The 12,133-nt window shown below is 57.5% G+C and carries 8 protein-coding genes and 1 pseudogene; 8 read left to right on the forward strand and 1 reads right to left on the reverse strand.

Annotated elements, in window-relative coordinates; all coding sequences use genetic code 11:
* Positions 1-51: 51 nt before the first annotated feature.
* Together AB4N76_RS22395 and AB4N76_RS22400 are read left to right on the forward strand one after the other, a co-directional pair.
* Complete coding sequence (locus AB4N76_RS22395; protein ID WP_046032884.1) at positions 52-363, forward strand: DUF485 domain-containing protein; 312 nt, start codon at positions 52-54, stop codon at positions 361-363.
* Positions 360-2,018, forward strand: a complete 1,659-nt coding sequence (locus AB4N76_RS22400; RefSeq protein WP_460163535.1) for a cation acetate symporter — start codon at positions 360-362, stop codon at positions 2,016-2,018. The genes AB4N76_RS22395 and AB4N76_RS22400 overlap by 4 nt, the downstream gene beginning before the upstream one ends.
* An 815-nt stretch (positions 2,019-2,833) precedes the next feature.
* Here the strand turns inward: AB4N76_RS22400 and gltA are convergent.
* Positions 2,834-4,123 (reverse strand): citrate synthase, encoded by a 1,290-nt coding sequence (gltA, locus tag AB4N76_RS22405; RefSeq protein ID WP_007945132.1) that lies wholly within the window; start codon positions 4,121-4,123, stop codon positions 2,834-2,836.
* A gap of 348 nt (positions 4,124-4,471) precedes the next feature.
* Between gltA and sdhC the strand changes: the two genes are divergently transcribed.
* The 6 genes and pseudogenes from sdhC (at position 4,472) to odhB (ending at position 12,067) form a co-directional block, all read left to right on the forward strand.
* Positions 4,472-4,858, forward strand: coding sequence for a succinate dehydrogenase, cytochrome b556 subunit (gene sdhC / locus AB4N76_RS22410; protein ID WP_254284491.1), 387 nt, complete (start codon positions 4,472-4,474; stop codon positions 4,856-4,858).
* Entirely contained in the window at positions 4,852-5,220 is a 369-nt protein-coding gene (sdhD, locus tag AB4N76_RS22415) for a succinate dehydrogenase, hydrophobic membrane anchor protein (RefSeq protein ID WP_007977503.1), read from the forward strand. The genes sdhC and sdhD overlap by 7 nt, the downstream gene beginning before the upstream one ends.
* A 3-nt stretch (positions 5,221-5,223) precedes the next feature.
* On the forward strand, positions 5,224-6,996 hold the full coding sequence (sdhA, locus tag AB4N76_RS22420; protein ID WP_046032886.1) for a succinate dehydrogenase flavoprotein subunit: 1,773 nt from the start codon (positions 5,224-5,226) through the stop codon (positions 6,994-6,996).
* Between the two features lie 11 nt (positions 6,997-7,007).
* Positions 7,008-7,712 carry a succinate dehydrogenase iron-sulfur subunit gene (locus tag AB4N76_RS22425; RefSeq protein ID WP_046032887.1) on the forward strand — a complete coding sequence of 235 codons (705 nt, stop codon included), beginning with the start codon at positions 7,008-7,010 and terminating at the stop codon, positions 7,710-7,712.
* Positions 7,713-7,974: 262 nt separating this feature from the next.
* Positions 7,975-10,806 carry a 2-oxoglutarate dehydrogenase E1 component gene (locus AB4N76_RS22430; protein WP_046032888.1) on the forward strand — a complete coding sequence of 944 codons (2,832 nt, stop codon included), beginning with the start codon at positions 7,975-7,977 and terminating at the stop codon, positions 10,804-10,806.
* A gap of 42 nt (positions 10,807-10,848) precedes the next feature.
* Positions 10,849-12,067, forward strand: a pseudogene (gene odhB / locus AB4N76_RS22435) (2-oxoglutarate dehydrogenase complex dihydrolipoyllysine-residue succinyltransferase).
* Positions 12,068-12,133: the final 66 nt, after the last annotated feature.

Below are 12,133 nucleotides of genomic sequence, written 5' to 3' on the forward strand. Positions count from 1 at the left end.
CATAGAGTGGATAACGTTCTAACAATAATCTGTGCTGCGAGGATAAAAACAATGAACGACAGCATTTACCTCTCGATTCAAAACAGCCCGCGCTTCAAGGAGCTGGTCAGCAAGAGGGAGCGATTCGCCTGGATTCTTTCGGCAATCATGCTTGGGCTTTACTCCGGATTCATCCTTTTGATTGCTTACGGGCCGCAGCTGCTGGGGGCGAAAATCAGCCCTGAGTCTTCGATTACCTGGGGGATACCCATTGGTGTCGGGCTGATTGTCTCGGCCTTTGTCCTGACTGCAATCTATGTACGACGCGCCAATGGCGAATTCGACGACCTGAACAATGCGATTCTCAAGGAGGCTCAGCAATGATCCGGCGTCTAATGGCTCTATTGAGCATCGCAGCCTTTGCCCCGGCCGTTTGGGCGGGTGAAGCCCTGACCGGCGAAGTGCATAAACAACCGCTCAACGTTTCCGCCATTTTGATGTTCGTGGCGTTTGTCGGTTTGACCCTGTGCATCACCTATTGGGCTTCCAAGCGCAATAATTCTGCTGCCGACTATTATGCGGCGGGCGGCAAGATCACCGGTTTCCAGAACGGTCTGGCGATTGCCGGTGACTACATGTCCGCGGCGTCCTTCCTGGGGATTTCCGCCCTGGTATTCACCTCCGGCTACGACGGCCTGATCTACTCGATCGGCTTCCTGGTAGGCTGGCCGATCATTCTGTTCCTGATCGCCGAGCGCCTGCGTAACCTGGGTAAATACACCTTTGCCGACGTGGCGTCCTATCGCCTGGGGCAGACCCAGATCCGCACGCTGTCTGCTTGCGGCTCGCTGGTGGTGGTGGCGTTCTACCTGATCGCGCAAATGGTGGGTGCCGGCAAGCTGATCCAGCTGCTGTTCGGTCTCGACTACTACGTTGCGGTGATTCTGGTCGGCATCCTGATGTGCCTGTATGTGTTGTTTGGCGGCATGCTGGCGACCACATGGGTTCAGATCATCAAGGCTGTGCTGCTGCTGTCCGGTGCCTCGTTCATGGCACTGATGGTGATGAAGCACGTCAACTTCGACTTCAGCACGCTGTTTTCCGAGGCGATCAAGGTTCACCCTAAAGGTGAAGCGATCATGAGCCCAGGCGGCCTCGTGAAAGACCCGATCTCGGCATTCTCCTTAGGGCTTGCGCTGATGTTCGGTACCGCTGGCCTGCCGCACATTCTGATGCGCTTCTTCACCGTGAGTGACGCAAAAGAGGCTCGCAAGAGCGTGCTGTACGCAACCGGCTTCATTGGTTACTTCTACATCCTGACCTTCATCATCGGCTTCGGCGCGATCTTGCTGGTCAGCACCAACCCGGCCTTTAAAGATGTGGCTGGCGCACTGTTGGGCGGTAACAACATGGCGGCGGTGCACCTGGCCAACGCGGTGGGTGGCAGTATTTTCCTGGGCTTTATCTCGGCGGTCGCGTTTGCAACCATTCTGGCTGTAGTGGCTGGTTTGACTCTGGCCGGTGCTACTGCGGTCTCTCACGACCTGTACGCCAGTGTGATCAAGAAGGGCAAGGCTAACGACAAGGATGAAATCCGCGTCTCGAAAATCACCACCATCGCACTCGGTGTGTTGGCGATCGGCCTGGGCATTCTGTTCGAAAGCCAGAACATCGCCTTCATGGTGGGCCTGGCGTTCTCCATCGCGGCGAGCTGTAACTTCCCGGTGCTGCTGCTTTCCATGTACTGGAAGAAGCTGACCACGCGCGGTGCGATGATTGGCGGCTGGTTGGGGCTGGTCAGCGCTGTGGGCTTGATGGTGCTTGGGCCAACCATTTGGGTGCAGATCCTGCATCACGAGAAGGCGATCTTCCCGTATGAGTACCCTGCACTGTTCTCGATGGCGATTGCGTTTGTCGGTATCTGGTTCTTCTCGGTTACTGACAAATCGACCGCAGCTGACAATGAGCGTGCGCTGTTCTTCCCGCAGTTTGTTCGTTCGCAGACTGGGTTGGGGGCGAGTGGGGCGGTTGCGCACTAAGGTTTCAGTGGTGTTTATGTAAGTTGCGTTAAATATGAAATGCCCTGGTCGAGAGATCGGGGCATTTTTTATTGGGCGGTTATCGGTCTGAATTTGGTTTTTTTGTCGAGGCGGCCTGATAGCCGGCCTGTGTTTTGGTTGGTTGAGTACATATCCGTTGTTGCGGTAATGGCGGCTTAGGGTTTCGCCCTTACGGCGAGTCACTTTTAACAAACGCCTTAAAAGTAACCAAAAGCGCTCGCCCCGAGCGTCCGGCCCCTCGCTAAGGCTCGGCGTTCCTTCGCTCCGGTATCCCTCCGGGGACACTGCCCTCCGGTCGGCTTCGCTTCGACCTACATGCAGCGTGTTCGACTGCGTCGAACGGCGCTGCGCGCCACTCCCCGGATGAACACCTCTACTCAGCCTCCCGAAGGGGCGGGTGGATCAAGATCAAAAGCTGTAGGCGAGCTAACGCTCGGCCTGATGAGTGGTGAGGGGCAACAGCGGATGTGTGTTGTTTTGCTTTTTGTGGGAGCGGGCTTGCCCGCGATGGCGGCCTGCCAGCCGACCAGCCTTTTGCAGATGTACTCATTCCCTGTAGGAGCATGGCTTGCCAGCGATGGCGGCCTGCCAGCCGACCCATCCCTAACAGATGTGCAGGATGATCGTTCCCACGCTCTGCGTGGGAATGCTGCCAGGATGCTCTGCGTCCCGCTTTTCCGGCGCGGCGAGGAGGGGAGGTGGGATGAAGACTTTCAAAGCGCACAAACAAAAACGGCCTCTATATAAATAGAGGCCGTTTCCGGTGCAGTTAAGACGTTATCGCAAGACAGGTCTTATTTGCGGTCTTCCAGCTTGGTGATGTCACGCGACTCGTAGCCGGTGTACAGCTGGCGCGGGCGGCCAATCTTGTACGGGCTGGAGAGCATTTCTTTCCAGTGGGAGATCCAGCCAACAGTCCGCGCCAGGGCGAAGATAACGGTGAACATGCTGGTTGGAATGCCGATCGCCTTGAGGATGATCCCCGAGTAGAAGTCGACATTCGGGTACAGCGAGCGTTCGATGAAGTACGGGTCGGTCAGGGCGATCTCTTCCAGGCGCATGGCCAGTTCGAGCTGCTTGTCGTTCTTGATGCCCAGTTCTTTCAGTACTTCGTCGCAGGTCTGCTTCATCACGGTGGCGCGTGGGTCGCGGTTTTTGTAAACCCGGTGACCGAAGCCCATCAGCTTGAACGGATCGTTCTTGTCCTTGGCCTTGGCGATGTACTTGTCGATGTTCGATACATCGCCAATTTCATCCAGCATGGTCAGAACGGCTTCGTTCGCACCGCCGTGGGCAGGGCCCCACAGTGCAGCGATGCCGGCGGCGATACAGGCGAACGGGTTGGCACCCGAAGAACCGGCCAGGCGTACGGTTGACGTCGATGCGTTCTGCTCGTGGTCGGCATGGAGGATGAAAATCCGGTCCATGGCCTTGGCGAGCACCGGGCTGATCGGTTTGATCTCGCACGGGGTGTTGAACATCATGTGCAGGAAGTTTTCCGCGTACGTCAGGTCGTTGCGCGGGTACATCATGGGTTGGCCCATGGAGTACTTGTAAACCATTGCTGCCAGGGTCGGCATCTTGGCAACCAGGCGGATCGCAGAGATTTCGCGATGCTGCGGGTTATTGATGTCGAGGGAGTCGTGGTAGAAGGCCGAGAGGGCGCCGACTACACCGCACATGACAGCCATTGGGTGGGCGTCGCGGCGGAAACCGTTGAAGAAGGTCTTCAACTGCTCGTGAACCATGGTGTGGTTCTTGACGGTACTGACGAACTGGGCCTTCTGTTCTGCGGTCGGCAATTCGCCGTTAAGCAGCAGGTAGCAGGTTTCCAGGTAGTCCGACTTTTCAGCCAGTTGTTCGATCGGGTAACCGCGGTGCAGCAGGATGCCATTGTCGCCGTCGATATAGGTGATCTTCGACTCGCAGGAGGCTGTCGACATGAAACCAGGGTCAAAGGTGAAACGGCCCGTGGCCGTCAGGCCCCGAACATCGATAACATCGGGACCAACGGTGCCGGTTAAAATGGGCAGCTCGACGGGGGCTGCGCCCTCGATGATCAACTGCGCTTTTTTGTCAGCCATGTGGCCTCCTATTTATGCTTGAAATCATCAGACAGACCCCCCACGCAGGGCCCGCACCACTATAGTGAGATAAATTCGAATGTCAATTTGCCTAAAGTCTTGCTCCAGAAGGCTTTAACCGGACTTTTTCCTCGAAATTGACTGCCATTTACGCCTTTTATCCAACTTGTGCAATCAGCTATTAGGGAAGGTGAACGCGTTGTCATTAGTAGCCTAACTGTCTATACTCGGCCACCGACCGCCAGGGGCTTTTGGGCCTGCTTTATTGGGGGTCGCATCCCTGGGTGGTGGTTACCTGACCAGTGCACTCCCCAACAACTTTGCCCTGATTGTTAGGGGCTCTTCAGTGTGAAAAAAGCCGTGAAAAGCCAACGACCTGTAAACCTAGACCTAAGGACCATCAAACTCCCCATCACCGGCGTTACGTCGTTTCTTCACCGTGTTTCCGGCATCATCCTCTTCCTGGGCCTTGGCTTCATGCTTTATGCATTGGGCAAATCCCTGGGTTCCGAGGAAGGTTTTGCCGAGGTGAAGGCATGCTTGACCAGCCCGCTGGCCAAGTTCGTAGCATGGGGCCTCCTGTCCGCTCTTCTGTATCACCTGGTAGCCGGTGTGCGCCACTTGATCATGGATATGGGCATCGGCGAGACGCTTGAAGGCGGCCGCCTGGGCTCGAAAATTATCATCGCCGTTTCCGTGGTGTTGATCGTTCTGGCAGGAGTTTGGATATGGTAACCAGCGTTACGAACCTTTCGCGTTCGGGCCTCTATGACTGGATGGCACAACGTGTGTCTGCGGTTGTTCTCGCGGCTTATTTCATCTTCCTGATCGGATACCTCGCGGCGAATCCGGGCATTGGTTACGACCAATGGCATGGCCTGTTCGCCCACAACGGGATGCGTATCTTCAGTCTGCTGGCCCTTGTAGCCCTCGGCGCTCACGCCTGGGTCGGCATGTGGACCATCGCGACCGACTACCTGACGCCAATGGCGCTGGGCAAGTCCGCGACTGCAGTACGTTTCCTTTTCCAGGCAGTATGCGGCGTTGCGATGTTCGCTTACTTCGTCTGGGGTGTGCAGATTCTCTGGGGTATCTGATTCATGGCTAACATTCCAACGATTTCTTTCGACGCCATCATCATTGGTGGTGGCGGTGCCGGCATGCGCGCTGCGCTGCAACTGGCACAGGGCGGTCACAAGACTGCCGTGATCACCAAGGTTTTCCCGACCCGTTCGCACACTGTATCTGCCCAGGGTGGCATCACCTGCGCCATCGCTTCGGCTGATCCGAACGATGACTGGCGCTGGCACATGTACGATACCGTCAAGGGTTCCGACTACATCGGTGACCAGGACGCTATCGAGTACATGTGTCAGGAAGGCCCGGCTGCCGTTTACGAGCTGGACCACATGGGCATGCCATTCTCGCGTACCGAGCAAGGTCGTATCTACCAGCGTCCATTCGGCGGTCAGTCGAAGGATTACGGTAAAGGCGGGCAGGCTGCTCGTACTTGCGCTGCGTCCGACCGTACCGGTCACGCGCTGCTGCACACCCTTTATCAGGGCAACCTGAAAGCCGGTACCGTGTTCCTGAACGAGTACTACGCTGTCGATCTGGTGAAGAACGGCGAAGGCGAGTTCGTCGGCGTGATCGCCATCTGCATCGAAACCGGCGAAACCACCTACATCCGTGCCAAGGCCACCGTACTGGCTACCGGCGGTGCAGGTCGTATCTACGCGTCCACCACCAACGCCCTGATCAACACCGGTGACGGCGTCGGCATGGCTCTGCGTGCTGGCGTGCCGGTACAAGACATTGAAATGTGGCAGTTCCACCCGACCGGTATCGCCGGCGCTGGTGTACTGGTTACCGAAGGTTGCCGTGGTGAAGGTGGTTACCTGATCAACAAGCACGGCGAGCGTTTCATGGAGCGTTATGCTCCGAACGCCAAAGACCTTGCAGGTCGTGACGTTGTTGCCCGTTCGATGGTTAAGGAAATCATCGCTGGCAACGGCTGCGGCCCGAATGGCGACCACGTAATGCTCAAACTCGACCACTTGGGCGAGGAAGTGCTGCACAGCCGTCTGCCAGGCATCTGCGAACTGTCCAAGACTTTCGCTCACGTTGACCCGGTTGTTGCTCCGGTTCCGGTTGTTCCGACTTGCCACTATATGATGGGCGGCGTTCCGACCAACATTCACGGTCAGGCAATCACCCAGAACGACGAAGGCGTCGACGAAATCATCCCTGGCCTGTTCGCAGTGGGTGAAGTGGCGTGCGTATCGGTTCACGGTGCCAACCGTCTGGGCGGCAACTCGTTGCTCGACCTGGTGGTATTCGGCCGCGCTGCCGGCCTGCACCTGGAAAAAGCACTGACCGACGGTATCGAATACGACGACGCCACCGACGCCGACATCAATGCGGCCCTGGCGCGTCTGTCTGCTCTGAACGAGCGTACCGAAGGCGAAGACGTGGCAACCCTGCGTCGCGAGCTGCAAAACTGCATGCAGAACTACTTCGGTGTATTCCGTACTGGCGAATACATGCAGAAGGGTATTGCCCAGCTGGCCGACCTGCGCAAGCGCATCGCCAACGTCAAGATCAACGATAAGTCGCAGGCGTTCAACACTGCACGTATCGAAGCTCTGGAGCTGCAGAACCTGCTGGAAGTGGCTGAAGCTACTGCCATCGCTGCCGAAGTACGTAAAGAGTCCCGCGGTGCTCACGCCCGTGAAGACTTCGAAGACCGTGACGACGAAAACTGGCTGTGCCACACCCTGTACTTCCCGGGTGACAAGCGCGTGACCAAGCGTGCTGTGAACTTCTCGCCGAAGACTGTTCCGACTTTTGAACCTAAGATTCGGACTTATTAAGGGTGGCCGCCATGTTGAAAGTCAGCGTTTATCGTTACAACCCTGATCAGGACGCCGCGCCGTTCATGCAGGAATTCTCGGTCGATACCGGTGGTAAAGACCTGATGGTGCTGGACGTGCTGGCCCTGATCAAAGAGCAGGACGAAGGTTTCTCCTATCGTCGCTCTTGCCGTGAAGGTGTATGCGGTTCCGACGGCATGAACATCAACGGCAAAAACGGTCTGGCGTGCGTTACGCCGCTGTCCGCCGTCGTAAAAGGTAACAAGTTGATCGTTCGTCCTCTGCCAGGTTTGCCGGTTATCCGTGACCTGGTCGTCGATATGAGCATCTTCTACAAGCAATACGAGAAGGTTAAGCCTTACCTGCAGAACGACACGCCGGCTCCGGCCATCGAGCGTCTGCAGTCCCCTGAAGAGCGTGAAAAGCTTGACGGTCTGTACGAGTGCATCCTGTGCGCTTGCTGCTCGACTTCTTGCCCGTCCTTCTGGTGGAACCCGGACAAGTTCCTGGGTCCAGCTGCTCTGCTGCAAGCTTATCGCTTCCTGGCAGACAGCCGCGACACCAAGACTTCCGAGCGTCTGGCTTCGCTGGATGACCCGTTCAGCGTATTCCGCTGCCGCGGGATCATGAACTGCGTCAACGTTTGTCCGAAAGGCCTGAACCCGACTAAGGCCATCGGTCACATTCGTAACATGCTTCTGCAAAGCGGCGTGTGATTCAGCTGTTGTACCCGTAAGACCGCTGTACCCGTAGATGCTACGGCGCAGGCTTCAACCGGCGCCGTAGTTTTAACCTGAGCAGCAGCTCACAAAGCTGCAGCTCTTATTTTGAAGAAATGAGACAAGCAGGGGCATCCGGGCTGGTACCCGGACTATCAGCGTGATCCTAAGTGGCTTGTTTTGGTCGCTGCATTCGGACTTCTGCAAGTTTGCTCGGTGTCGACGCCGGTGGTGTTCCCCTAACCGAGGGTGACCAAGCATGCAAGAAAGCGTGATGCAGCGCATGTGGAACAGCGCCTACCTGTCCGGTAGTAACGCTGCCTATGTGGAAGAGCTTTACGAGCTCTACCTGCACGACCCTAACGCTGTGCCAGAAGAGTGGCGCACCTACTTCCAGAAGTTGCCTGCTGACGGCAACACTGCCACCGATGTTTCGCACTCCACAATTCGCGATCATTTCGTCTTGCTGGCAAAGAACCAGCGCCGCGCCCAACCGGTTTCCGCCGGCAGCGTGAGCAGTGAGCACGAGAAGAAGCAAGTTGAAGTGCTGCGATTGATCCAGGCCTACCGTATGCGTGGCCACCAGGCAGCCCAGCTTGACCCGCTGGGGCTGTGGCAGCGTCCTGCACCTGCAGACCTGTCAATCAATCACTACGGCTTGACCAATGCCGATCTTGATACGACCTACCGTGCCGGCGACCTGTTCATCGGCAAAGAGGAGGCGAGCCTACGCGAAATTCACGAAGCGTTGCAGCAGACATATTGCCGCACCATCGGCGCTGAATTTACGCATATCACCGATTCCGAGCAGCGCCAGTGGTTCCAGCAGCGTCTGGAAAGCGTGCGCGGTCGTCCGACGTACTCCGCTGACATCAAGAGCCACTTGCTTGAGCGCGTGACCGCCGGCGAAGGCCTGGAAAAATACCTGGGCACCAAATACCCGGGTACCAAGCGTTTCGGTCTGGAAGGCGGCGAAAGCCTGATTCCGATGCTCGACGAACTGATCCAGCGTTCCGGCTCCTACGGCACCAAGGAAATCGTCATCGGCATGGCCCACCGTGGTCGTCTTAACGTGCTGGTCAACACCTTCGGCAAGAACCCGCGCGAGCTGTTCGACGAGTTCGAAGGCAAGAAGAAGGTCGAGCTGGGTTCTGGTGACGTTAAATATCACCAGGGCTTCTCGTCCAACGTGATGACCGCCGGCGGTGAAGTTCACCTGGCCATGGCGTTCAACCCGTCCCACCTGGAAATCGTTTCCCCGGTGGTCGAGGGGTCGGTTCGCGCCCGTCAGGACCGTCGTAACGATCCTACCGGTGAAAAAGTCCTGCCGATCTCCATCCACGGTGACGCTGCGTTCGCAGGTCAAGGCGTGGTCATGGAAACGTTCCAGATGTCGCAGACCCGCGGTTTCAAAACCGGCGGTACCGTGCACATCGTGATCAACAACCAGGTCGGTTTCACCATCAGCAACCCGCTGGACTCGCGTTCCACCGAGTACGCGACTGACGTTGCGAAAATGATCCAGGCACCGATCCTCCATGTGAATGGTGATGATCCGGAAGCTGTATTGTTCGTGACCCAGCTGGCCATCGACTACCGCATGCAGTTCAAGCGTGACGTGGTGATCGACCTGGTCTGCTACCGTCGTCGCGGCCACAACGAGGCCGACGAACCAAGCGGCACCCAGCCGATCATGTATCAGCAGATCACCAAACAGCGCACCACCCGTGAGCTGTATGCCGATCGCCTGACACAGAGCGGTGTGCTGGACGCAGAGCGTGTGCAGTCGAAAATCGACGAATACCGCAACGCACTGGACAACGGTCTGCATGTTGTAAAAAGCCTGGTCAAAGAGCCGAACAAAGAGCTGTTCGTGGACTGGCGTCCCTACCTGGGCCATGCCTGGACTGCGCGTCACGACACTCGTTTCGACCTCAAGACCCTGCAGGAACTGTCCGCCAAGCTGCTGGAAATTCCAGAAGGTTTCGTGGTTCAGCGCCAGGTCGCAAAAATCTACGAAGACCGTCAGAAAATGCAAGCCGGCGGCCTGCCGATTAACTGGGGTTACGCCGAAACCATGGCGTACGCGACCCTGGCGTTCGAAGGTCACCCGATTCGCATGACGGGTCAGGACATCGGTCGCGGTACGTTCTCGCACCGTCACGCTGTCTTGCACAACCAGAAAGACGCGGGTACCTACATCCCGCTGCAAAACCTGTACAACGGCCAGCCACGTTTCGACCTGTACGATTCGTTCCTGTCCGAAGAAGCCGTACTGGCGTTCGAATACGGTTACTCGACCACCACGCCTGATGCGCTGGTGATCTGGGAAGCCCAGTTCGGCGACTTCGCCAACGGTGCCCAGGTGGTTATCGACCAGTTCATCACCAGTGGCGAACACAAGTGGGGCCGTCTCTGCGGTCTGACCATGCTGTTGCCGCACGGTTACGAAGGTCAGGGTCCTGAGCACTCCTCGGCACGTCTGGAGCGTTACCTGCAATTGTGCGCCGAGCACAACATTCAGGTAGCCGTACCGACTACGCCGGCTCAGATCTATCACTTGCTGCGTCGCCAGGTCATTCGCCCGCTGCGCAAGCCATTGATCGTTCTGACTCCGAAGTCGCTGTTGCGCCACAAACTGGCCATCTCGACGCTGGAAGATCTGGCCGAAGGTTCGTTCCAGACCGTGATCCCGGAAATCGATGCTCAAGATCCGAAAAAGGTCGAGCGCATTGTTCTGTGTAGCGGCAAGGTCTACTACGACCTGTTGGAAAAACGCCGTGCCGAAGGTCGTGACGACATCGCCGTCGTGCGTATCGAGCAGCTGTACCCATTCCCTGAGGACGACTTGAAAGAAGTCCTGGCTCCTTACACCAACGCCAAACATGCCGTTTGGTGTCAGGAAGAGCCGATGAACCAGGGTGCCTGGTACTGCAGCCAACACCACTTGCGTCGCAGCATCAGTACCCTCAACAAGTCTCTCGTACTCGAGTACGCGGGCCGTGAGGCTTCTGCTGCACCGGCATGTGGTTATGCATCGATGCACGCCGAACAGCAGGAAAAACTGCTGCAAGACGCCTTTACTGTTTAACGCCTTCGCGCACCTGAAACCGAATTTAAGGACTCACAGATAATGGCTATCGAAATCAAAGCCCCCACTTTCCCGGAATCGGTTGCCGATGGCACCGTTGCCACGTGGCACAAGCAACCGGGCGACGCCGTCAAGCGTGACGAACTGATCGTCGACATCGAAACCGACAAAGTCGTACTGGAAGTTCTGGCTACCGCTGATGGCGTGTTGGGCGCAATCGTCAAGGGCGAGGGCGAGACCGTCCTGTCCGACGAAGTTCTGGGCTCCATCGTAGAAGGCGGCGCTGCAGCCGCTGCTCCTGCTGCCGCTCCGGCCGCTGCACAAGCGGCTGCTCCAGCTGCTGATGGCGAAGACGATCCTGTTGCTGCACCGGCTGCTCGCAAGCTGGCTGAAGAAAAACGGCATCAACATCGCTTCCGTTGCCGGCACCGGCAAAGGCGGTCGTGTGACCAAGGAAGACGTAGTAGCCGCTGTCGCTGCCAAGAAAGCCGCTCCGGCTGCCGCGCCTGCCAAGGCTGCTGCCCCGGCTGCCGCTGCTCCTGTGTTCGCCGCCGGCGACCGCGTCGAGAAGCGCGTACCGATGACCCGCGTTCGCGCTACCGTGGCCAAGCGCCTGGTAGAAGCTCAGTCGAACATGGCGATGCTGACCACTTTCAACGAAGTCGACATGACTGAAGTCATGGCCCTGCGTTCGAAGTACAAGGACCTGTTCGAGAAGTCCCACAACGGCGTACGCCTGGGCTTCATGTCGTTCTTCGTCAAGGCCGCTACCGAAGCACTGAAACGCTTCCCGGCTGTCAACGCGTCGATCGACGGTGGCGACATCGTTTACCACGGCTACGCCGACGTCGGTGTTGCTGTTTCCAGCGACCGTGGTCTGGTTGTACCGGTTCTGCGTAACGCCGAACTGATGAGCCTGGCTGAAATCGAAGGCGGCATCGCCACCTTCGGCAAGAAGGCTCGTGACGGCAAACTGTCGATGGACGAAATGACCGGCGGCACGTTCACCATCACCAACGGTGGTACCTTCGGTTCGATGATGTCGACCCCGATCGTCAACCCGCCGCAAGCGGCTATCCTGGGCATGCACAACATTCTGCAGCGCCCTATGGCGATCAACGGTCAGGTCGTTATCCGTCCGATGATGTACCTGGCTCTGTCTTACGATCACCGTCTGATCGATGGCAAAGAAGCTGTGACCTTCCTGGTTACCATCAAGAACCTGCTGGAAGACCCGGCTCGTTTGTTGCTGGATATCTGATAGAAGCGGCTGCAGGTTTCAAGGTCCAGGCTGCACGAAAGGGCAGTCTGGCTTGAGGCTTGCGGC

It is taken from the genome of Pseudomonas sp. S2_F03 (genome assembly GCF_054668335.1).